The 20,550-nt window shown below is 44.2% G+C and carries 24 protein-coding genes and 1 tRNA gene; 9 read left to right on the plus strand and 16 right to left on the minus strand.

Annotation, left to right across the window (positions count from 1 at the left end; genetic code table 11):
* The first annotated feature begins 51 nt into the window (after positions 1-51).
* The 3 genes from caiC to caiE are packed head-to-tail and all read left to right on the plus strand — an operon-like array spanning position 52 to position 3,051.
* Positions 52-1,611 (plus strand): crotonobetaine/carnitine-CoA ligase, encoded by a 1,560-nt coding sequence (gene caiC, locus ACIH2S_RS04495; RefSeq protein WP_108479452.1) that lies wholly within the window; start codon positions 52-54, stop codon positions 1,609-1,611.
* A 27-nt stretch (positions 1,612-1,638) separates the two neighbouring features.
* Positions 1,639-2,424: a crotonobetainyl-CoA hydratase gene (gene caiD, locus ACIH2S_RS04500; RefSeq protein WP_430248177.1), complete on the plus strand. Its 786-nt coding sequence runs from the start codon at positions 1,639-1,641 to the stop codon at positions 2,422-2,424.
* Positions 2,425-2,457: 33 nt separating this feature from the next.
* Positions 2,458-3,051, plus strand: coding sequence for a carnitine operon protein CaiE (caiE, locus tag ACIH2S_RS04505; RefSeq protein WP_321146255.1), 594 nt, complete (start codon positions 2,458-2,460; stop codon positions 3,049-3,051).
* 96 nt (positions 3,052-3,147) lie between these two features.
* Here caiE and caiF read toward each other — a convergent pair whose 3' ends face one another.
* From caiF to mutY, 5 genes are all read right to left on the minus strand, one after another.
* Complete coding sequence (caiF, locus tag ACIH2S_RS04510) at positions 3,148-3,540, minus strand: carnitine metabolism transcriptional regulator CaiF (protein ID WP_036954132.1); 393 nt, start codon at positions 3,538-3,540, stop codon at positions 3,148-3,150.
* Positions 3,541-3,915: 375 nt separating this feature from the next.
* Positions 3,916-3,991: transfer RNA gene (locus ACIH2S_RS04515), tRNA-Phe, on the minus strand.
* Positions 3,992-4,182: 191 nt separating this feature from the next.
* Positions 4,183-5,256, minus strand: coding sequence for a membrane-bound lytic murein transglycosylase MltC (gene mltC, locus ACIH2S_RS04520; protein WP_036954136.1), 1,074 nt, complete (start codon positions 5,254-5,256; stop codon positions 4,183-4,185).
* A gap of 123 nt (positions 5,257-5,379) precedes the next feature.
* Entirely contained in the window at positions 5,380-5,649 is a 270-nt protein-coding gene (locus ACIH2S_RS04525; RefSeq protein ID WP_006657365.1) for an oxidative damage protection protein, read from the minus strand.
* On the minus strand, positions 5,646-6,713 hold the full coding sequence (gene mutY, locus ACIH2S_RS04530) for an A/G-specific adenine glycosylase (RefSeq protein WP_036954138.1): 1,068 nt from the start codon (positions 6,711-6,713) through the stop codon (positions 5,646-5,648). The genes ACIH2S_RS04525 and mutY overlap by 4 nt, the downstream gene beginning before the upstream one ends.
* Before the next feature lie 237 nt (positions 6,714-6,950).
* On the opposite strand from mutY, the gene trmB reads away from it, so the two are divergent.
* From trmB to ACIH2S_RS04555, 5 genes are all read left to right on the plus strand, one after another.
* Entirely contained in the window at positions 6,951-7,667 is a 717-nt protein-coding gene (gene trmB, locus ACIH2S_RS04535) for a tRNA (guanosine(46)-N7)-methyltransferase TrmB (protein ID WP_108479449.1), read from the plus strand.
* A 2-nt stretch (positions 7,668-7,669) separates the two neighbouring features.
* Positions 7,670-7,999, plus strand: a complete 330-nt coding sequence (locus tag ACIH2S_RS04540; RefSeq protein WP_036954142.1) for a YggL family protein — start codon at positions 7,670-7,672, stop codon at positions 7,997-7,999.
* Between the two features lie 36 nt (positions 8,000-8,035).
* Positions 8,036-9,004 (plus strand): glutaminase B, encoded by a 969-nt coding sequence (gene glsB, locus ACIH2S_RS04545; protein ID WP_410431244.1) that lies wholly within the window; start codon positions 8,036-8,038, stop codon positions 9,002-9,004.
* A 42-nt stretch (positions 9,005-9,046) separates the two neighbouring features.
* Positions 9,047-9,778 carry a DUF2884 domain-containing protein gene (locus ACIH2S_RS04550; protein WP_108479448.1) on the plus strand — a complete coding sequence of 244 codons (732 nt, stop codon included), beginning with the start codon at positions 9,047-9,049 and terminating at the stop codon, positions 9,776-9,778.
* 236 nt (positions 9,779-10,014) lie between these two features.
* Positions 10,015-10,965: a siderophore ABC transporter substrate-binding protein gene (locus ACIH2S_RS04555; protein ID WP_036954223.1), complete on the plus strand. Its 951-nt coding sequence runs from the start codon at positions 10,015-10,017 to the stop codon at positions 10,963-10,965.
* A gap of 82 nt (positions 10,966-11,047) precedes the next feature.
* Here the strand turns inward: ACIH2S_RS04555 and hemW are convergent, their stop codons facing one another.
* From hemW to rsmE, 9 genes are all read right to left on the minus strand, one after another.
* Positions 11,048-12,187, minus strand: a complete 1,140-nt coding sequence (gene hemW / locus ACIH2S_RS04560) for a radical SAM family heme chaperone HemW (RefSeq protein WP_430248182.1) — start codon at positions 12,185-12,187, stop codon at positions 11,048-11,050.
* On the minus strand, positions 12,180-12,773 hold the full coding sequence (gene rdgB / locus ACIH2S_RS04565) for an RdgB/HAM1 family non-canonical purine NTP pyrophosphatase (RefSeq protein ID WP_430248184.1): 594 nt from the start codon (positions 12,771-12,773) through the stop codon (positions 12,180-12,182). The genes hemW and rdgB overlap by 8 nt, the downstream gene beginning before the upstream one ends.
* A 15-nt stretch (positions 12,774-12,788) precedes the next feature.
* Positions 12,789-13,373: a YggT family protein gene (locus tag ACIH2S_RS04570; RefSeq protein ID WP_036954157.1), complete on the minus strand. Its 585-nt coding sequence runs from the start codon at positions 13,371-13,373 to the stop codon at positions 12,789-12,791.
* 21 nt (positions 13,374-13,394) lie between these two features.
* Positions 13,395-14,216: a pyrroline-5-carboxylate reductase gene (gene proC / locus ACIH2S_RS04575; protein WP_108479446.1), complete on the minus strand. Its 822-nt coding sequence runs from the start codon at positions 14,214-14,216 to the stop codon at positions 13,395-13,397.
* A 16-nt stretch (positions 14,217-14,232) separates the two neighbouring features.
* Positions 14,233-14,925, minus strand: coding sequence for a YggS family pyridoxal phosphate-dependent enzyme (locus ACIH2S_RS04580; RefSeq protein WP_272535019.1), 693 nt, complete (start codon positions 14,923-14,925; stop codon positions 14,233-14,235).
* Between the two features lie 128 nt (positions 14,926-15,053).
* Positions 15,054-15,473: a Holliday junction resolvase RuvX gene (gene ruvX / locus ACIH2S_RS04585; protein WP_036954161.1), complete on the minus strand. Its 420-nt coding sequence runs from the start codon at positions 15,471-15,473 to the stop codon at positions 15,054-15,056.
* The gene (locus tag ACIH2S_RS04590; protein WP_108479443.1) at positions 15,473-16,036 is read right to left on the minus strand and encodes a YqgE/AlgH family protein; all 564 of its coding nucleotides are present in this window, start codon (positions 16,034-16,036) and stop codon (positions 15,473-15,475) included. The genes ruvX and ACIH2S_RS04590 overlap by 1 nt, the downstream gene beginning before the upstream one ends.
* Before the next feature lie 142 nt (positions 16,037-16,178).
* Positions 16,179-17,126, minus strand: a complete 948-nt coding sequence (gshB, locus tag ACIH2S_RS04595; RefSeq protein ID WP_036954166.1) for a glutathione synthase — start codon at positions 17,124-17,126, stop codon at positions 16,179-16,181.
* Between the two features lie 9 nt (positions 17,127-17,135).
* Positions 17,136-17,867 carry a 16S rRNA (uracil(1498)-N(3))-methyltransferase gene (gene rsmE / locus ACIH2S_RS04600; RefSeq protein WP_430248189.1) on the minus strand — a complete coding sequence of 244 codons (732 nt, stop codon included), beginning with the start codon at positions 17,865-17,867 and terminating at the stop codon, positions 17,136-17,138.
* 277 nt (positions 17,868-18,144) lie between these two features.
* Between rsmE and ACIH2S_RS04605 the strand changes: the two genes are divergently transcribed.
* Complete coding sequence (locus tag ACIH2S_RS04605; protein WP_321146252.1) at positions 18,145-18,822, plus strand: A24 family peptidase; 678 nt, start codon at positions 18,145-18,147, stop codon at positions 18,820-18,822.
* Here the strand turns inward: ACIH2S_RS04605 and ACIH2S_RS04610 are convergent.
* Entirely contained in the window at positions 18,815-19,459 is a 645-nt protein-coding gene (locus tag ACIH2S_RS04610; protein ID WP_108479441.1) for a DsbA family protein, read from the minus strand. The two genes, ACIH2S_RS04605 and ACIH2S_RS04610, sit on opposite strands and share 8 nt — an antisense overlap.
* A gap of 146 nt (positions 19,460-19,605) precedes the next feature.
* Entirely contained in the window at positions 19,606-20,478 is an 873-nt protein-coding gene (locus ACIH2S_RS04615; protein ID WP_108479440.1) for an MBL fold metallo-hydrolase, read from the minus strand.
* Positions 20,479-20,550: the final 72 nt, after the last annotated feature.

The raw sequence follows: 20,550 nt of genomic DNA on the forward strand, positions 1-20,550 counted from the left end.
TCATTCCTGTTGGGCTGAATAGACATTAGGGAAATGATGGGATAACAATTAATGGATGTAATCGGTAAACAAAATTTGCGTCAAATGTGGGATGATTTTGCGAAAACTCACGTCAATAAAAAGGCGCTTATCTTTGAATCCTGTGATGGCGATGTGCGTGAATTCAGCTATTTAGAAATGAATCAGCAGATTAACCGGACTGCCAACCTCTTTTTAAGCTATGGCATCCAAAAAGGGGATAAAGTTGCGTTACATTTAGATAATTGCCCAGAGTTTTTCTTTTGCTGGTTTGGTCTTGCCAAAATTGGGGCGATCATGGTGCCGGTCAATGCGCGATTTAAGTACGAAGAGAGCGCATGGATCATCCAAAACTGCCAACCTCGGCTGGTTGTCACTCGTCCCCATTTTGCCGATATTTACCAAACTCTTGTTGATGACAAAGCAACAGCGCTCGAACATATCTTCTTAATTTCAGACACCCAATTACCAACGCAGCAAGGTATAACTGACTTTACCGTTGAACTAGCTCAACAATCGATTGTGCTGGCGGAGCAGGTTGAACTCAGTGTGGATGATACTGCCGAAATTCTATTTACCTCAGGGACGACCTCTAAACCAAAAGGGGTCATTATCACCCACTATAATCTGCGCTTTGCTGGTTATTACTCCTCTTGGCAATGTGCATTACGTTCTGATGATGTCTATTTGACGGTGATGCCCGCTTTTCATATCGATTGCCAATGTACGGCAGCTATGGCGGCATTCTCTGCTGGGGCAACCTTTGTTCTCCTTGAGAAATACAGTGCTCGGCGTTTTTGGCAACAGATTGTGAAGCATCGCGCGACAGTAGCGGAGCTGATCCCAATGATGATCCGCACCTTAATGAGTCAACCAGTTGCCGACAATGAGCAAGTGCACTGTTTACGGGAAGTGATGTTCTATCTCAATTTAAGTGATAAAGAAAAACAACAGTTTATGGATCGCTTTGCGGTGACGCGGTTTCTTACATCGTACGGCATGACTGAAACTATTGTTGGGCTGATTGGTGATAGACCTGGGGATGAACGGCGCTGGCCGTCCATTGGACGCCCTGGATTTGGTTATCAAGCTCAAATTCGAGATAAACATAATCAACCGTTAAAACCCGGGGAAATTGGCGAGCTATGTGTAAAAGGCGAGCGGGGTAAAACCTTATTTAAAGCCTATTACAACAATCCAGAAGCCACAGAGAAAACTTTTGATAGTGAAGGGTGGATGCACACAGGCGATTTTGCTTATCAAGATGAAGATGGATTTTTCTACTTTGTTGACCGTAGTAGCAATATGGTCAAACGTGGCGGGGAAAACGTCTCTTGTAGCGAAATTGAGAACATCATTGCGTCCCATCCGGCAGTTGCGGATGTTGCGGTTATCGGTGTGATGGATGCCATTCGTGATGAGGCTATCAAAGCGTTTATCGTGCTGGAAGAGGGGGCTACGCTAACTCAAGAAGAGTTTTTCGCTTTCTGTGAAACGAAAATGGCGAAGTTCAAAGTACCCTCATTGGTGGAAGTCCGTCAAGGTTTACCTCGTAACTGCTCTGGTAAGGTGCTGAAAAAACATCTGAAATAATCGAATAACAACCTAAAGGTTTAAACTATGGGCGAATCATTAAAAGTTACCCGTCATGGTGCCGTGCTAGAAATTGTACTCGATAGACCTAAAGCCAACGCCATTGATGCAAAAACCAGTTTTAAAATGGGAGAAGTTTTCCTTAATTTCCGTGATGACCCAACACTGAGAGTGGCCATTATTACGGGGGCTGGAGAACGTTTTTTCTCTGCGGGATGGGATTTAAAATCAGCGGCGGAAGGGGAAGCCCCTGATGCTGATTTTGGTCCAGGTGGTTTTGCGGGATTAACTGAGATTTTCAACTTAAATAAACCCGTAATCGCGGCAGTAAACGGTTATGCGTTTGGCGGTGGTTTTGAGCTAGCGCTGGCGGCAGATATGATTATCTGCTCTGAAAATGCCAGTTTCGCGCTACCTGAAGCGCAATTAGGTATTGTGCCTGATAGCGGCGGCGTTCTGCGCTTACCAAAAATTCTGCCTGCGCCTATCGTCAATGAGATGGTAATGATAGGGCGCCGAATGGATGCTCAAGAGGCTCTGCGCTGGGGGATTGCGAATGAAGTCGTGCCTATCGAGAATTTAATGGATAAAGCTCGGGAGCTGGCTGAAAAAATCACACAAAGCGCTCCGTTAGCCGTTGCCGCACTGAAAGAAATTTTCCGTGCAACCGGAGAATTAACGGTGGAAGAGGGCTATAAATTGATGCGCAGTGGTGTGTTAGAAAACTACCCTGCCGTATTGCACTCCGAAGATGCTACGGAAGGTCCTTTAGCATTCTCAGAGAAGCGTGAGCCAAACTGGAAAGGACGCTAATCCTACCAGTGATTGGATGACGGTGAGGTGATTATGAGTTTTTATAGCTTTGAAGGGGTGACACCCGTGGTGCATCCAACGGCCTACGTTCATCCTTCCGCCGTGGTGATTGGTGATGTCATTATTGGTGCCGATGTGTTTGTGGGTCCAAATGCCTCATTACGGGGGGATTATGGGCGCCTAACCATCGAAAAAGGGGCGAATATTCAAGACGGTTGCATCATGCATGGTTACAGCGACGTTGAGACTATTGTGCGGGAATCTGGACATATTGGTCATGGCTCAATTTTACATGGTTGTATTATTGGGCGTGATGCACTGGTCGGCATGAATAGCGTAGTGATGGATGGCGCTGTCATCGGTGACGAGAGCATTATTGGTGCGATGAGTTTCGTTAAGGCGGGTTTCCAAGGTGAGCCAAGACAAATGTTGATCGGCGCACCTGCGCGTTTTTTTCGCCATGTGAGCGATGAAGAGCTTCATTGGAAACAGCTAAATACCAAAGAGTATCAAGATTTAGCGGGACGTTATCGTCAAAGTTTAGAAAAAGCCATTCCGTTAACTGAGATAGAGCTGAATCGCCCTCGGTTGCAGGGAACCACGGATGTCAAACCGAAAGGTCAATGATACCAATGTGCAAAAATCGTCAATAATACTTTGTCAGTAACCTCAACGCAGGCTTTAAGCCTGCGTTTTTTCGTTATGGCGTCGATGAAAATAATATTAACGACGCTGGGCTTTAGATAGCATCCACTGCCATTTCTGCTCACGATTAAGTTCTGTTGGTGGGACGAGATTCGTTTTCACTGGTGACTCAATCGTCATTTTCTCGGAAGTGTAATTTTTTAGGCGAGAATAAAGCTGGCTATCAATTTTAGTCACTTTAATCAATCGTTGGCATTGGCAGCCTCGCCCCGATAATTTATTGGGGATCATTTTGACTTCACACTGTATTTCTGCCACATCTGAAAGAATATAAGAGACAATATTCACCGCATTGGTATGCGGAATTTCAAAGTTATTCGAGATTTCTCTGGCGGTGATCCAGCGACCCTGTTTCATTACCCAGTTTGCAATGGATAAATACATCGGGCTTTTCACTGATTCTTTACACATAAGCGCTCCTTCAGCTCATTGCTTAAAAGTGATTAAGGCAATAAGAAACTATACGCCAATCTTGTTGTTATGATGTCTTGTATATTTATTAGACTATAAATAGCCATGATTAATGATTAAAAGTTGGTTAAAAACGTTGAGAGAAGATTAACTCTGGGTTGTTTTTTTGTTGTTTACCAAAGAGTTACAAAACAACTTTTATCATATAGTTATTTATACGCTATAAAATCAACGCAAATGTGGAGCTAAATCAAATAAGATCTGAATTTATGAAATTTAGATTAAGTCAAGGTGGTTGCTGAGTAGATTGGGGTTGAATCAGTTTGGAAAGGCTAAAAAGCAAAAACCCGCCACTAGGGCGGGTTCTTTAAATAGTGGTGCCCGGACTCGGAATCGAACCAAGGACACGGGGATTTTCAATCCCCTGCTCTACCGACTGAGCTATCCGGGCAACGGAGCGTATTAAACCTGATTTAAGAGAGTGAGTCAAGGCGGTTTCTAAAAACTTTTGATTGAATGCGTTTTTTTTCAGCGTTTCAATTAATTTTTAAGCAAATCAATGCAAAAACTCACAAAAGGTGAAAAAAAATGCCAACAACCGTGATGGTTTACTGGCATTTTTATCGCTATTTTAAGGATTTATTAGCGTAGATATTTTTTCTGCGCTTTATTCACTTTAATAAGATAATTACGAGATTCCGCCGCAGGGTGCTTGGTGGAAAGCGTTTCGTAAACTTCCCCCGGCTCGAGATTGTTAATACGCTGAGCCGCTTGTTTCTTATCATTGTGGAATACGCGTAGCACGCTGCCTGCGCCGCCGTTATAAGCCGTAATGACCGCATAGCGACGTGAAGTTGGGTTGCTGATATCGCCTAAATAACTATTTTGTAAGATAGCTAAGTATGCTGTACCCGTATCAATGTTTTGCTCTGGGTCAAACAGATAACTGCGGCTTGGTACCCCAGACTTACCTTGAGAGCGGAACACATCTTTACCGGCCGTGTTTGGCATAATTTGCATCAAGCCTAGCGCATCAGAACGGCTAACCGCGTATGGGTTGAAGCTCGATTCAATTTGCATAATAGCCAGAATTAATGATTCATCCACGCCGTATTTTGCGGAGGATTTCTTAATATAAGGCAGATATTTATGGGCGCGTTTATCTAAGTGGTTTGGTACTAATTGCATGGTCACCGACCAAACAATATTCATACCAGACTGTCTGCGCTGCATTTTATTGCTGATCAGATAATCTGCAAATTTAGTGGCTCGCCACTCCCAGCGGATCGGTTCCCCTGTATTATCCATCACCTGACCAAACAGGAATGGCTCTTTACTGTAGGGAATGTCGTTTATATCAGAATAGAGATCGATGGAATTCGGATCATCGCCCATCAATAAAGTGGTGACAATGGCTTTTTTCAGGTGTTCTGACGGTTCAACGGCGGAGATGGTCTCAACCGTGATAGTCCCTGCATCAAAGTTAATGTGGCTACGAGTACGATACTCATCAGTATATTTCACATAATCTTTTGGTCCTGCAATGAGGACTTCTTTGATCCCCCATATGTTTTCGATGTTATGAGCAAATTGCCCCATCAAAATATCAAAGCCATTAGTATCTTTGACGTAGTCGGGATTAAAGTCGGATTTCTGATTACTGGAGCAAGAGACAATCAGGGGAATCAACAATGTGAGTGCAAATAATTTTTTCATACGATCCACAATATTAATGCAAGCTAGCTACTTATTTGGTCGTTTACTCTAAAACATTCAAGTTGCAGGAGGTTAGTAAACCGAGCCATGCAACTTGAGGTTCGATAGGTATAGACCTAAAAACTATTTTTCCGGGGTATAGCCATCAATTTGAATATCGTGACCTTCAAATAAGAATTTCACCATTTCTTGTTCCAGCATTTTGCGATCGTCTGGGTTCATGGTGTTTAATTTCTTTTCATTGATCAGCATGGTCTGTTTTGTCATCCATTGACTCCATGCTTCTTTCGAAATCTCATTAAAAATACGCTTTCCTAATTCACCTGGGTAAAGCTGGAAATCTTGCCCATCAGCGTCACGTTGTAAGAAAGTGCAAAAAATGGTTCTACTCATTTATTTTTTCCTCGAATATCAGGTAGTAAGGCAAGTTGTTTTAGTAAACTTTCAACCGGAGCTGCAAGCCCAACGGTTGCGCCTAGGTGTAAGTTATACCAGAGTCCGTTGCCTTCATCCATGGCAGAGTTAAATGCCTGAATATTAACTTTTACAGGGATAATATCTAAATGGAAATGGCTAAACGTGTGGCGAAAAGCAATTAATTGTTCTGGCGTGTCATGTTGCAGACCAGAATCAGCCAGCCACTGAGCCAGTTGCTCATGGCTCTCAAACTGTGGGAATGCGAATAAGCCGCCCCAAATACCCGAAGGTGGGCGCTGTTCTAACCAGACATTATCTTGATGTTGAAGGATCAAAAACCATGCACTTTTTTCCGGAATTTTCTGCTTAGGTTTTTTCCCCGGATATTCTTGCCAAGAGTGGTTAGCATAAGCAATACAGCCGGTATTGAGTGGGCATAGCTCACATTTGGGTTTACTACGAGTACACACCATCGCCCCAAGATCCATCATGGCTTGGTTAAAATATTCCACTTCCACTTTGGGGGTGACATTGGTGCTGATTTCCCACAGGCGATTTTCTACTTCTTTTTTACCAGGCCAACCCGCGACAGCATAGCAGCGAGCAAGCACGCGTTTTACGTTACCGTCCAAAATTGGGTAATGCTGTTGTTGAGAAAGGGAGAGAATGGCGCCTGCCGTTGAACGTCCCACCCCGGGAAGCGCATTCACTTCCTCAAATGTGGTAGGAAATTGACCATTATATTGGGTGGCAATCACCTGCGCGGCTTTATGCAGATTACGCGCTCGTGCGTAATAGCCGAGTCCTGTCCATAAATGTAGAACTTCATCAAGGGGCGCATTCGCCAGCGCGGTAATATCCGCAAAGCGTTGGGTGAACTTTTCAAAATAGGGAATGACTGTGCTGACTTGGGTCTGCTGCAACATGACTTCAGAGAGCCAAACATGGTAGGAGGATTTTTCCTGCTGCCATGGCAAGGTTTTACGACCATATTTGTGATACCACTTGAGCACTGCACTTGAGAATTGTTGAGCTTCCATTATTTATAATATTTTTATCGCGATTTCAGTCATGGAGAGGATTGCAACATAGACGGTGATAGCTGTAAACCGCTTCTTGTGTAAAGTTATCCAATTATCAACTGCAAGATCCTTGAAGTTTTGCTAAACTCCCTTTCCCACCATACTTAGATATTAATTAATTAGGTATGTTTGGGTTTTTTTATACTCTTGTTGGCACATTATCTAACTGGACAACGAATTTTTTAGAACTTTATTATGATCAATAACGTTATCTCCCCCGAATATAATGAAGAAGGGCGGGTTATGCGCCGTGTCCGTAGTTTTGTCCGCCGTCAAGGGCGTCTGACAAAACGTCAGGAAGAGGCATTAGAAAGCGAATGGGCAGAAATGGGCATCGATTTTGTTAACGAACCCTTTGATTTCGCAAAACTATTTAATAATTCAAATCCAGTCACTCTGGAAATTGGATTTGGAATGGGCACCTCATTAGTGACGATGGCAGCACAAAACCCAGATCAAAACTTTCTGGGTATTGAAGTGCATGCACCGGGCGTTGGGGCTTGTTTGGCATCAGCAAAAGAAGAGAACATCACCAACCTACGCGTGATGTGCCACGATGCCATTGAAGTTTTAGACTTCATGATCCCGAACGGCAGCTTAGCAATGGTTCAGTTATTCTTCCCTGATCCTTGGCATAAAGCGAAACACAATAAACGTCGTATTGTGCAGGTGCCTTTCGCAGAAAAAATTCGCAGTAAATTAATTGATGGTGGTGTATTCCACATGGCGACAGACTGGCAACCTTATGCAGAACATATGCTTGAGGTAATGACCAGTGTGGCTGGGTATGAAAACGTATCCACGTCAGGGGACTACGTTCCTCGTCCAGAGTCAAGACCAGAAACAAAGTTTGAAAAGCGCGGCCAGCGGTTAGGGCACGGTGTATGGGATTTAATGTTTAAGAGGGTTTAATCATGGCTAAACAACAACGTAGTCGCCGTTTACGTAAAAAAATGCGTTTGGACGAGTTCCAAGAATTAGGTTTCATTGTTAAGTGGAACTTTAAAGAAGGCACACCAATCGAAGAAGTGGACAGCGTCGTTGACCAACTGATTGCTGAAGCTATCGAGCCAAACGGCCTAGCATTTGAAGCTAGCGGCTACATGAACTGGGAAGGGATTGTTTGCCTGCAGAAAATTGGTAAATGCACCGAAGAACACCGTCAAATCGTTGAAAACTGGCTAAAATCAAAAGGGATGAACGACGTTGTTGTTTCTGAACTGTTTGATGTTTGGTGGGAATAATAACTAGTTTGATTATTAATAAAGGCATCCAATTGGATGCCTTTATTTTCTAGAGTAATCCATTCTGGAGCAAAACACTTGAGCACCCAGTTTTCTGACCAATTACTGCATGATATTTTGGAGCAAGTCCGCCCCCTGATAGGTCAAGGGAAGGTGGCTGACTACATACCGGCGCTTGGCGGTATTCCTTCACATCATTTGGGGATTGCGGTTCATACCGCAGAGGGCGATATTTTCACAGCGGGAGATGCGAGAAAACGTTTCTCAGTTCAATCCATTTCTAAGGTTCTGAGTTTAACCTTGGCAATGACGCGCTACGAAGAGCAAGAAATTTGGAGTCGTGTAGGTAAAGAGCCATCAGGGTTGCCGTTCAACTCATTGATTCAGATAGAGATGGAAAAAGGTATTCCTCGTAATCCCTTTATCAATGCTGGCGCGATTGTGATTGCCGACATGCTGCAATCTCGTTTGAGTGCACCAAAACAGCGGATGCTGGAGTTTGTCCGAAAACTTGCTTGCGAACCCGACATTAGCTACGACATCAATGTCGCTCGCTCAGAAATGGAACACGCGAGCCGTAATGCAGCTATCGCGTATTTAATGAAATCTTTTGGCAATTTTGATAATGATGTTTTAACGGTTTTAGAAACTTATTTTCATTATTGTTCTCTAAGTATGAATTGTGTCGAACTGGCTAGGTGTTTTACCTATTTAATGAATCAAGGTGAGTCGCCTTGTTCGATAGACCCAATTATCACGCCGCTACAATCTCGACAAATCAATGCGTTGATGATGACTTGTGGTATGTACGATGGTTCCGGTGAGTTTGCATTTCGTATTGGAATGCCCGGTAAATCAGGCGTCGGTGGCGGTATTGTGTGTGTGGTTCCTAACCAATTTACGGTGGCAGTATGGTCACCGGAATTAGATTCAGCCGGAAACTCTTTGGTGGGTTGTGCTGCCTTAGAGCTTTTATCTAAGCGAATTGGACGTTCTGTTTTCTAATTACCTCTCAATAAATATAGAGGTAATCGACGAGGAGATTTTATGTTACGCCGTACTTTAATTGCGTTTTCATTACTGGCCTGCGCCACTAGCCAAGCGGCGGATTACAACTGCTCGGTAACCCCTAAAGACGATATTTTTATGACGCCTGATAATGTCCAAGTCGTCGGTCGCAGTGGCGATTTAAAAATCACCCCAAATGGTGATGTCACGCTGAATGGCCAAAAAGTTGCACTGACATCTGAGCAACAGCAGCAAGCACTGCGTTATCAATCGGCTATCCGTCAGGATTTACCGTGGATCAAAAAAGAATCTGAAGAGAAATTAGCGGCATCGCGTAAATCTCTCGATAAAGTGGTGGTTAAAGTGATTGGCAGCGATAGTAATATTCGCAACCGCCTGACTAAGCTTGAAAAAGATTTAAACGGTCAAATTAACCAAATCATTGAAACTCGTTCAAACGGCTACGCTTTCCACCATGAAGGCATCAAGAAAGTGGAAACTTCAGGGCGTGAATTAGTCAATGAAAGCTTAGGTGGGATTTTACAAGACAGTATCAATGAAATGGGGCGAAAACAGTTACTTGCTGGTGGTGATACCAACAAAATGCTGCAAGGCATGTTAGGTAGCCTTGGTGGGTTACAACAAGAAATTGATAGTGAATGGAAAAACCAAGAAAATAGCTTTCAGCAGTTTGGTCAGCAAGTCTGTTCTAAAGTCACTTCATTAGAGCAACAACGCATTAGCTTACTGAATTCAATTAACGGTAAATAATTCAGGTAGTTTGGTGAGTTTTCAACGCTATCATTGGTAATGAAAGGCAGTAATAGGGAAACTGATTACTGCCTTTTACATTAAAAGCCTCATCAAACCATACCGCCATAACTACAAACCATGACGGCATTAACATAAACAAAAACAATACTAAGAATCATTATCATTTAATTGACTTATGAGTAACTCTCCTTAGAATGCAGGTTTGGCTTAACGACTAAATGGGTGTTATTCATATGAAAAAGTTTATTCCAGCGGTACTGGTTTCCATCCTGTCATTCTCCGCGCCTTACGCACTGAGTGCTGAATCTGCTGCATTTACGCCAAACGCAATCACTGCACAAGGTGCTGAAAAAGTCACGGTTAAACACCTTTCCGGTGAAACGGAAGTGGTGAAAAAACCACAAAAAGTGGTTCTGTTTGATTTCGGTATTTATGACTCAATGCAAAAACTGGGGTTAGGGGACAAGGTTGTCGCTCTGCCGATGGGTAATGCACCTGCTTATGTAAAAGCGGGCATCCCTGCGACAGTCAAAAATGCAGGTGGCATGAAAGAGCCAAACTTAGCTGAGATCGCTGCATTGAAACCCGATTTAATCGTGATCACGGGTCGCCAAGGTAAATCTTACGATGCATTATCAAAAATTGCCCCGACACTGAATTTAGGCTCTGACAGCAAAAATTATATTGAGTCAGTGAAAGCCAACATTCGTTTAATTGGCGATTTATACGGTGACCAAAAAGCAGTGGACGAGCAACTGGCTCAATTGGATAAAACCATTGCAGAAGCCCAGAAAAAAGCGGCTGCATCCAATAAAAAAGTGCTGGTTTTACTGCACAATGACGGCAAATTAATCCCAAATAACCAAGCGGTTGTTTACGATGTGGTAAAAGCGCAACGTGCTGAATTACCTGTTCAAGCGGATGCTGATAAATCCAAACGCCGTGTGGTAGATACCAAAACTATCGCACAAGCGAACCCTGATGTGATTTTGATTGTGGATCGCAGTGAAGCGATTGGCGCAGGTAAATTGGAAAAAACGGTATTTGAAGACCAAAACATCCAAGAAACCAAAGCATATAAAGATGGCAAAATTACCTATTTGCAATCTGACCTGTGGTATCTCTCCGGTGGCGGTTTAGTCAGCCTCACTGAGCAAATCGATGCAGTTACCAAGGCACTGTAATCGATAGATTATTATTTTCGTTTATTACCTTTAGTAAAAGAAAAAGCCAGCGCAAGCTGGCTTTTTTATGGAGAAATAGAAATTATTCTTCCCCTAAAAACAGCTCTAAAAGGGAGTTTAAGAATAATTTTCCATGTTCGGTAATTTGCCATTCATCAGCGGTTTCTGAGATATAGCCTTTGGTTAAGGCTTCATCGATAGCAGGGCGAACCACAGACTCTGCCAGACCGGTATATTCAGTAAATTCACGGCGAGGCATCGCTTCAAGTAACCGGAAACGGTTCATAAAATACTCGAATGGGCGGTCTTCGTTCTCGACATTATATTGATTATCAAGATAACGACCTTCCATATAACCCCGCGGGTGCTTGGTTTTGACAGTACGTAAAATCTGCCCATCAGTTGAGGTTATTTTGCCATGTGCGCCACAGCCGATACCGAGGTAATCCCCAAACCGCCAATAGTTAAGGTTATGTTCGCACTGATAACCCGCTTTGGCATAGGCGGATGTCTCATATTGCTGATAACCTGCCGCTGTCAGTAATTTATGCCCTTCAGTGTAGATATCCCATAGGGTATCGTCATCGGGCAAACGCGGCGGGCGAGAACCAAACTGTGTGTTCGGCTCAATGGTTAGCTGGTACCAGGAAAGATGTGGTGGAGCGAGTTCGATAGCTTGGCGTAAATCCGATAACCCTTCGTCGCGAGTTTGTGACGGTAAGCCGTGCATTAAATCCAAATTAAAACTGCGTAGATTTAAGTTGGTGGCGAGCTGAGCGGCGCGTTTAGCTTCACTAGGGCCATGAATACGCCCCAACATGATCAGCTTGTCGTCTCCGAAGCTTTGTACTCCGATGGAGATGCGGTTGATCCCCGCGGCTTGGTAGCCTGCAAAGCGGTCAGCTTCCACTGTGCCGGGGTTGGCTTCCATGGTGACTTCCGCATCAGGGTCTAAATTTACTCGCTGACGAACGCCATCCATCAACATCTGCATGGATTCAGCGGTTAATAAGCTCGGTGTACCGCCACCAATAAAGATGGTTTTGACGGGGCGGGCGCCAATCAGCGCCGCATCCTTATCAAGATCGCTAAGCAAATGCTCAACATACTCAGTTTGGGGGATTTCCCCCTTAAGAGTATGCGAGTTGAAATCACAATACGGGCACTTTTGTACACACCAAGGAATGTGGATATACAAGCTTAATGGAGGAAGCTTAAGCATTTTTCAGGGCACCCAACATCATCGCAAGGGCTTTACCACGGTGTGAAACCGCTTGTTTTTCAGCTTTAGTCAGTTCTGCAGACGTGCAACCTAATTCTGGCACGTAGAAAATTGGGTCATAGCCAAAGCCACCTTGTCCTTTTGCTTCACGGGTTAATACTCCGTGCCAGCGACCATGAAACACTAACGGCGTCGGGTCTTCGGCATGACGCAGGTAAACTAGCACGCAGTTAAATTGCGCTTGACGCTGGTCATCCGGCACATCTTTCATGGCATCGAGAAGCTTATCGAGGTTTTGTTGGTCAGTCGCATCTTCCCCCGCATAACGCGCAGAGTAAATCCCCGGCGCGCCGCCTAATGCATCAACAGAAATACCGGAATCATCAGCGATGGCGGGTAAGCCTGTTTGTGCCGCAGCATGGCGAGCTTTTAAAATTGCGTTCTCGATAAAGGTTAATCCGGTTTCTTCCGCGGACTCAACTCCAAGGCTGGTTTGAGCGACGATATCCATGCCAAACTCGCGAAGTAAATCCGCTAATTCATTAACTTTGCCCGGGTTACCAGTGGCTAATACAACTTTTTGCATTGTTTCTCTCTTCCCTTACATAATGCCGACGGAGAACAGCATGGCGGTTAACGCAGGGTCAATCATTAAAGAGATATCAACGCGTAAGTAGTTCAGGGCGATCAAAATAAACATCACAATCATCGCAGAGAAATCTAACCCGCCCATGGCTGGGATAATGCGACGAATCGGTGCCATTAACGGTTCAGTTAATTGGAACAGTAAATAATCGACAGGATTACGACCTTGGCTGACCCAACTTAAAATGGCGCGAATTAAAATCATCCAGAAAATCAATTTACCGATATAAGTCAGTAAGAGAATTAATCCCATTGGCAGTAAGGTTAGACCGATGGCCGGCAGCATATTGGTTGCCCACATGCCAAAGATAATGTCAGCAATTGCTAGTACAAACGCCACCAGCAGGGTTGCAGTATCAATGGAGCCAACAGATGGAATTAGGCGGCGTAAAGGCCCCACGATAGGTTGAGTGGCTTTAACTACAAACTGCGAGAATGGGTTATAGAAATCGGCGCGAACGCACTGCATCCATACTCTGAGCAGAAGCACAAAGATGTACAGTTGAATCAGGGTGGTAACAACAAAAACGATAGTCTGCATGGCTTATCCCAAAAAAATAAATTAAAAAAGTTTTTCCATTTCTTCCGCACGGTCAATCGCGCTTTGCATAGCGTTGGCGACAGTTTGCGGTAGATGACCTTGGTAAAATTGCTCTAAAGCCATTGCGGTGGTACCGCCTTTAGAGGTGACTTGCTCACGCAAGGTTGAAAATGGGGTATCTCCCTGTGATTTCGCTAATGCCACGGAGCCTTCAATGGCATTAAGAACCAGCTCGCGAGCTTGATTTTCATCATAACCAAGCTGCTCGGCTTTTTGCTGCATGGATTCCATAAACAAGAAAAAGTAAGCGGGGGAGCTACCGGTTAACGCAATGATATTGTTGATTTCGCTCTCTTTGGTGCACCAGGTTGTTGAACCGACGCTTTCCATCAATTGCTGAGTAAATTGTTTATCATCTTCAGAAACATTCGATTGAGCAAACAAGCCACTAACGCCTTTACCCACCAGTGACGGGGTATTTGGCATAATACGCACTAAACGCAGCGAATGGGCGAAATAATCATTATAACGAGTCGCAGGAATTCCCGCTGCGATGGTTAAAATCAGCTTGTTTTCTAAGTTTGTGAGTTGTTGAAGTGGCTCACAAACGTCTTTCATCATTTGTGGTTTGACGGCAAGTACAATCACGTCAGCTTGTTGGGCGGCAGTGAAATTATCATTGGTGCTAATGATGCCGTAGTCTTGCGCCATTTTGTCACGACGCACAGGGGTTGGTGAACAGACGGTGATCATCGATGCAGGATAGCCATGAGCCACAAGACCCGCAATAATGGCATTCGCCATATTTCCCGCGCCAATAAAGGCAATTTTGCGATGTTGCATGTTGTTCTCCTAAAGATTAATTATGGTACTGACGGGCGCCAAAAATTGCAGTGCCGATGCGGACAAGGGTTGACCCGCAGTGGATTGCGGCGCGCATATCGTCGGTCATTCCCATGGATAAGGTATCCACAGTCGGATAGTTAGCTTTCAACTGCTCGAATGCCTGTTCCATTTGGCGAAACGCTGCGCATTGGCGCTCATAATCGGTTTCTGGGGCTGGAATGGTCATTAACCCACGTAACACTAAATTGGGTAATTGGGTGACTTGAGCCGCAAGCTCATTTACTTCCTCAAGGGTTATTCCAGACTTGCTGTTTTCATCGCTAATATTAATTTGGATCAGCACATTCAGCGGCGCTTTATCTTGAGGGCGCTGCTCATTTATACGTTGAGCGATTTTGGCGCGATCTAAAGTATGGAACCAATCAAAATGTTCTGCCACTAAGCGACTTTTATTGGACTGTAGTGGGCCAATAAAGTGCCAAACTAAGTCGGTTCTTTCTGCAAAGTGCTGGATTTTCTCCACGCCTTCTTGCACATAGTTTTCACCAAATTGGCGCTGACCCGCCTCAATGGCTTCCAGAATGGCTTCACAAGGTTTGGTTTTACTCACAGCTAACAGGGTAATATCTTGAGGGGAGCGGTGACACTCGGTTGCAGCAAGATGAATACGCTCAGTGACATCAGATAGGTTTTTTTGAATGGTCATGTTATTCAATACCGTTTTTCAGTTGCTTTCGGTGAATAGTGAGAATTAACCCTAGTGTAAAACATATTAAGGGCGAACGGCACCTTTGCAGCAACTGAATGGGGAAAATAAACGTAAAGATGTGCCTTTTAGTAATTTTGTTCAAACCAGCTTTCTAAAATTACCACTGCAGAGGCAGAATCCACTTTGCCTTTACTTAGTGCGCGATAGCCACCTTGCTCAAACAGTCCCGATTTCGCTTCTACGGTAGACAACCTTTCATCATGTAGCTGAACCTGCACACCAAAGCGCCCGTGAATGCGATTGGCAAAATTACGTGCTTGGCTAGTAACGAGCTGCTCAGTGCCATCCATATTTAAAGGAAGACCTACGATCACCAGCTGCGGTTGCCACTCTTTGAGCAATTTTTCAATTTGTGACCAGTCGGGTCTGCCATCGCTGGCTTTTAATGAGGCTAATGCGCGAGCGGTACCGGTGATCTCTTGACCGACAGCGACACCAATACTTTTCGTTCCAAAATCAAACGCTAATAAAGTTCTTGCTGACATTAAGCATGCCCCGCTTGCATGGAGATATTATGAATGTCGATGCCTAAAAGGTTACCTGCGGCTTTCCAACGTTCGTTTAACGGCGTATCAAAAATCAGTTTAGGATCCGCTTTAACAGTCAACCAGCTATTTTCCATGATTTCATTTTCTAACTGCCCAGGTTCCCAACTTGAATAACCGAGCGTCACTAAAGAATTCATGGGATGCTGTTCACTGCCTAATGTTTCTAAAATATCTTTAGAGGTTGTTACCATAACATGGTCATTGAGGCGTAAACTTGCCGCATAGCCTGCAACAGGGGTATGGATAATAAACCCGTGCTCTTCAGAAACAGGTCCGCCCGCAATTACCATTTTTTCAAGGTTTCGCGTGTTGGTGTTGTCAGACACGTCAATTTCCAGCTTTTTCAGCATGGTTGCGACAGAAAAATCTTCAATAGGCTTGTTGATCACGAGGCCCATTGCGCCATTTTCATTATGTTCGCAGATATACACCACGGAATGGTCGAAATAAGGATCCGTCAGTGAAGGCATGGCAATTAAAAAATGATTCTGTAAATTCATAAATGGCAAGCTCAGGGGTTATGTTCCTATTCGTTATGATAAAGATAGCTTGTTACTGTGATGGCAAATAACACCAAAGGCAACCTCGAAAGGCTGCCTTTTAAATAATGTGTTTTTATTTACACACGATCCTTCATAAAAATTATTTTTTCAGGCGGCGCTCAATCGCATCCATCAACATACCGGTGATGGAGATATCAAATGCAGCTTCAATTTCACGGGCGCAGGTTGGGCTCGTGACGTTAATTTCAGTCAAGCGATCACCGATAATATCCAGACCCACGAAAATCAGACCTTTTTCTTTTAAGGTCGGTGCGACAGCGCGAGCAATCGCCCAGTCACTTTCTGTTAATGGACGGGCTTCACCACGGCCACCCGCTGCGAGGTTTCCACGGGTTTCCCCTTGTGCTGGAATACGCGCGAGGCAATATGGCACAGGTTCACCATCAACCACCAGCACACGTTTGTCACCCTCTTTAATGGCAGGTAAGAAGTTTTGCGCCATGCAATAACGGGAATTGTGCTCCGTTAACGTTTCGATGATAACGCCAACGTTCGGGTCTTCTTTCTTCAAACGGAAAATAGACGCGCCGCCCATACCGTCCAGCGGTTTAAAAATCACGTCGCCGTGTTTTTTATGGAATTCACGCAGTTTTTCAGAGCTACGAGTGACTAAGGTATCCGGTGTTAACTCAGGGAACCATGCCGTAAACAGCTTCTCGTTACAGTCACGTAGGCTTTGTGGCTTGTTGACAATCAAGCTGCCCGCTTGCTCTGCGCGCTCAAGAATGTAAGTCGCGTAAATATATTCAGTATCAAATGGCGGATCTTTTCGCATTAAAATGGCATCAAGGTCGCTCAGGGCGATATCTTGTTCTGAATGGAACTCATACCATTTGGTTGGGTTCTCTTCTACCGTCACGATCTTTGTGGTCGCACGGGCTTCACCTTGGTGCAGGTACAGGTCGTTCATCTCCATATAATGGATTTCATAACCGCGGCGTGCAGCTTCCAGCATCATTGCAAAACTGGTGTCTTTCTTGATTTTAATGGATGAAATAGGATCCATTACTATGCCGAGCTTGATCATTTTATCTCCTTAACCCAAGTCACCTAAACGCACTTGTAATGCCGTTATAGCGGTTAGCGCGGTCGTTTCAGTTCGTAATACTCGTGGCCCTAACAGGATATCAGTAAATTTATAATTGGCTGTCATGGCAATTTCGTCAGCAGATAAGCCACCTTCTGGACCTATCAGTAATCTTACGTGCTTTAAATCAGCGGGGAGCGTGTTGATGCTCTCACTTGCCCGAGGGTGTAAATTAATTTTAAACGCGCCGTCATTTTCCGCACACCACGCTTCAAGGGATTGAACGGGGCGAATTTCAGGAATGCGGTTGCGACCACTTTGCTCACAGGCAGCAATGGCAATTTTTTGCCACTGCTGTAATTTTTTCTCTAAACGCTCGCCATCAAGGCGTACGCCACAACGTTCTGAAAGCAGTGGCGTGATTGTGTTAACGCCAAGTTCAACGGATTTTTGAATGGTGAATTCCATTTTTTCACCGCGGGACATCACTTGCCCAAGGTGGATATCTAATGGGGATTCACGGTCATCCAATGTGCTGTCTTGGATAGTGACAAACACATTTTTTTTCGTTGCTTCTGTAATTTCAGCGCGGAATATATGGTTGCTTCCATCAAATAATTCTAGCTGTTGTCCGGCTGTCATGCGAAGAACTCGACCCACATGGTTGGCTGCATCATCACAAAGCGAAATGGTAGTGTTAATTTGGAGTGGCTCTGGGTGATAAATGCGTGGAACGCGCATGATTTTTCCTTAGTCCAATAATTAAGATAACTGATGCAGGATATGGGGGCAGAATCTCGAAAAACAAGAGGACAGACTGAGTTTATAACTAAAAAGAGGGATTTTTTAGCTCGTCTGTGCCTTGCATTTCACACTCTCATATCCACGCTAAATTTGTCGATAAAACCGACCCAAAACCACGAAATTATAGTGTTGGTTTCTGCATTCATCGCCGTATAGTAAGCCCTGTCTTTGTCTAGTAAACCCATCTTTAGTGCTCATGGAAAAGGAGAACACCATGATTGATGCCGCAAATGGATTTTTAATACCTATGTCGTTAGTCACATTATTGTCCCTCTTGTCAGCGTGGCTGACAACTCGGTTACTAAGAGAAATTCCCGCCCGTTATTTTGATTTACCGGGTATTAGCATTTACGTCAATTGGGTATGGATAGGTTATTGGATATTGGGTGCGGGGATTGTGCTCCTTGGTTATCCACCTTCGGCTCTCGCTTTATTATTTCTGTTTTTCAACTTGGTTATTCCACTAGGTTTAATCGACTTAAAAACAGGTTATTTGCCAGATGTCCTCAATTATCCGTTATTGGTTTTTGGTCTGTTGTTTCAATGGGGAATGCCAGCGGGAAATTTGTTATCCGCTATTTATGCGCTGCTCTTCAGTTACATTGGGTTAGTGGCTATCACGACGTTAGTAGAGAAAATTCGTCGGCGTCCGCAAATGGGGAGAGGGGATTTTAAATTAATTGCTGCGTGCGCGACATGGCTCGGTATTTTTTATCTTCCCTATTTTCTGGGGCTTGCGGCGAGCTTAGGTTTACTGCATTTTCTTTGGCGCGCATGGCGAGAAAAAAAGGAACGGCGAGGCAAACAGAAATTCGTGCGGAGCATTCCGTTTGGTCCCGCCATTATTGGTAGTGCCAGTTTTTGGCTGTTGCTTAGCTGGCATCCTAATTAGCAGCTTTCACCAGTGAGTCTAAAAATTGTTGCCATTTTTCTGGCTCGCCAAGGTAGTTTTGCAGCGGCACGCGCAGCCATTTTCCTTGCTGTTCGATCAGTAGCGTTGGGAAGCCAGAAGCGCCAGATTGCCCAAGTAATTGCTTACTTTGTGCAATATGAGCGTCGGTTTCCGTTTGTGCACATTGGGCATAATCTTTTTGGAACTGGTCAATATTTAAACCAATTTCTTGCGCCACTTCGGCTAAGACTTCGGGCTGTTTAATCTGGCGACCTGAAACGTAGTGAGCTTTCTGCAACGCTTTAAGCATTTCAACGCCTTTGCCTTGCTTTGTTGCCGCCAAAATGGCGGTTTGTGGTGGCGCGGAATCCATCACGACGTTTGGCTGATGTAACATGGCGATGTAGTCATCACCAAAAACTTGTCCCGTCATTGCTGCAATGCGTTTATCTGATTGCAAAATATATTGACGGAATTGGTCGTCAAGATGCAGGCGTGCATTGCCCGCTAACATTCCGCCACCATGCAATTCTAAGTGAATATTTGGGTGATTAGCGGCAATGGCGATTAATGGCGCAGCGGCATAACACCAGCCACAATAAGGGTCATAAATATAATGTAGGGTAATTGTGTTCATGGTTTTTATTCTCTCTAATTCTTTGTTTTATGATTCTATTCGAATCGCTGAAAAGCTGGTCGTTAAAAAAACAAGCTAACGGAAAATAGCGGGTTAATCGTCGCTATCTCCGTTATTGACAGTCTTTATTTTCTATTATCAGCGGCTTATTGTGGCCACTGCATTTCGCCTTTTACCACTTTAGCGCCTAATTCTAAGCTGGATTTATCATCCAAGCTTGGGTAGAGAGTTTCCATTTTATTGATAAGTTCTGCGGAATCTTTACTTTGGCTGTTAGCTTTTTCAAAGTCCGTTAAATATTTTTGGGTAAAGGTCACACTCGCCAGATCCATTTTGGATTTACCTGTAAAGTGTCCCGGAACAACCACACTTGGTTTTAGCGCTTTGATACTTTCTAGCGTTTGTTGCCAATCTTGGCGCGATTGCTTGGTTTGAGTGTCGGCAACCCAAACGTGGATATTGTCAGAAACAACGACACCCCCGACAACCGCTTTGAGTGAAGGCACCCAAACGTAGCTTCTGTCTGGTGATGCGCCATCTAACCCTTTAATTTCTAACGTTTCACCATCCACAGTGAAGTGATTGGTTTTGATAACTTCAGGCACCACAACTTTGCTTGGTGCTTCATTTTTTAAGACGCCGCCCCAGTAAGCCAGTTTGCCATCTTTAGTGGCGTTAATCGCATCAACGGTTTGTTGAGTCGCAACCACTTTGGCGTCAGGGAAGGCTTTAGTCAGCGTTTCTAAACCAAAATAGTAGTCTGGGTCAGAGTGGCTGATATAAATGGTAGTCAGCTTTTTATCCAGCTTTTTGATTTTATCGACCAACTGCTGAGCATCATTATTTTGGAATTGTGCATCAATTAAAACCACTTCTTTATCGCCGCTGATAATTTCAGAGGAGACCGGGAACACGCTGTTATTGCCCGGGTTATAAACATCTAAAGTTAAGTTAGCAGCCTGAGCAAAATGCGTGGCAGTAGCAAAGGCGGTTGCAGTTAATACAGTCGATAGTTTCATTTTCTTATCCTAATGTTAAGTCATCTAATGTTAAGTGATGTTGTGTGCCTGATTTGGCTTGGTGTGTATATT

Origin of the sequence: Providencia lanzhouensis, from assembly GCF_050469745.1 — a bacterium.
Classification (GTDB): Bacteria; Pseudomonadota; Gammaproteobacteria; order Enterobacterales; family Enterobacteriaceae; genus Providencia; species Providencia lanzhouensis.

What these genes read in the sequence shown, in the direction of transcription:
- caiC (WP_108479452.1), top strand. Translation starts at nt 52, where the DNA reads ATGGATGTAATCGGTAAACAAAATTTGCGTCAAATGTGGGATGATTTT.
- caiD (WP_430248177.1), top strand. Translation starts at nt 1,639, where the DNA reads ATGGGCGAATCATTAAAAGTTACCCGTCATGGTGCCGTGCTAGAAATT.
- caiE (WP_321146255.1), top strand. Translation starts at nt 2,458, where the DNA reads ATGAGTTTTTATAGCTTTGAAGGGGTGACACCCGTGGTGCATCCAACG.
- caiF (WP_036954132.1), bottom strand. Translation starts at nt 3,540, where the DNA reads ATGTGTAAAGAATCAGTGAAAAGCCCGATGTATTTATCCATTGCAAAC.
- mltC (WP_036954136.1), bottom strand. Translation starts at nt 5,256, where the DNA reads ATGAAAAAATTATTTGCACTCACATTGTTGATTCCCCTGATTGTCTCT.
- ACIH2S_RS04525 (WP_006657365.1), bottom strand. Translation starts at nt 5,649, where the DNA reads ATGAGTAGAACCATTTTTTGCACTTTCTTACAACGTGACGCTGATGGG.
- mutY (WP_036954138.1), bottom strand. Translation starts at nt 6,713, where the DNA reads ATGGAAGCTCAACAATTCTCAAGTGCAGTGCTCAAGTGGTATCACAAA.
- trmB (WP_108479449.1), top strand. Translation starts at nt 6,951, where the DNA reads ATGATCAATAACGTTATCTCCCCCGAATATAATGAAGAAGGGCGGGTT.
- ACIH2S_RS04540 (WP_036954142.1), top strand. Translation starts at nt 7,670, where the DNA reads ATGGCTAAACAACAACGTAGTCGCCGTTTACGTAAAAAAATGCGTTTG.
- glsB (WP_410431244.1), top strand. Translation starts at nt 8,036, where the DNA reads ATGCCTTTATTTTCTAGAGTAATCCATTCTGGAGCAAAACACTTGAGC.
- ACIH2S_RS04550 (WP_108479448.1), top strand. Translation starts at nt 9,047, where the DNA reads ATGTTACGCCGTACTTTAATTGCGTTTTCATTACTGGCCTGCGCCACT.
- ACIH2S_RS04555 (WP_036954223.1), top strand. Translation starts at nt 10,015, where the DNA reads ATGAAAAAGTTTATTCCAGCGGTACTGGTTTCCATCCTGTCATTCTCC.
- hemW (WP_430248182.1), bottom strand. Translation starts at nt 12,187, where the DNA reads ATGCTTAAGCTTCCTCCATTAAGCTTGTATATCCACATTCCTTGGTGT.
- rdgB (WP_430248184.1), bottom strand. Translation starts at nt 12,773, where the DNA reads ATGCAAAAAGTTGTATTAGCCACTGGTAACCCGGGCAAAGTTAATGAA.
- ACIH2S_RS04570 (WP_036954157.1), bottom strand. Translation starts at nt 13,373, where the DNA reads ATGCAGACTATCGTTTTTGTTGTTACCACCCTGATTCAACTGTACATC.
- proC (WP_108479446.1), bottom strand. Translation starts at nt 14,216, where the DNA reads ATGCAACATCGCAAAATTGCCTTTATTGGCGCGGGAAATATGGCGAAT.
- ACIH2S_RS04580 (WP_272535019.1), bottom strand. Translation starts at nt 14,925, where the DNA reads ATGACCATTCAAAAAAACCTATCTGATGTCACTGAGCGTATTCATCTT.
- ruvX (WP_036954161.1), bottom strand. Translation starts at nt 15,473, where the DNA reads ATGTCAGCAAGAACTTTATTAGCGTTTGATTTTGGAACGAAAAGTATT.
- ACIH2S_RS04590 (WP_108479443.1), bottom strand. Translation starts at nt 16,036, where the DNA reads ATGAATTTACAGAATCATTTTTTAATTGCCATGCCTTCACTGACGGAT.
- gshB (WP_036954166.1), bottom strand. Translation starts at nt 17,126, where the DNA reads ATGATCAAGCTCGGCATAGTAATGGATCCTATTTCATCCATTAAAATC.
- rsmE (WP_430248189.1), bottom strand. Translation starts at nt 17,867, where the DNA reads ATGCGCGTTCCACGCATTTATCACCCAGAGCCACTCCAAATTAACACT.
- ACIH2S_RS04605 (WP_321146252.1), top strand. Translation starts at nt 18,145, where the DNA reads ATGATTGATGCCGCAAATGGATTTTTAATACCTATGTCGTTAGTCACA.
- ACIH2S_RS04610 (WP_108479441.1), bottom strand. Translation starts at nt 19,459, where the DNA reads ATGAACACAATTACCCTACATTATATTTATGACCCTTATTGTGGCTGG.
- ACIH2S_RS04615 (WP_108479440.1), bottom strand. Translation starts at nt 20,478, where the DNA reads ATGAAACTATCGACTGTATTAACTGCAACCGCCTTTGCTACTGCCACG.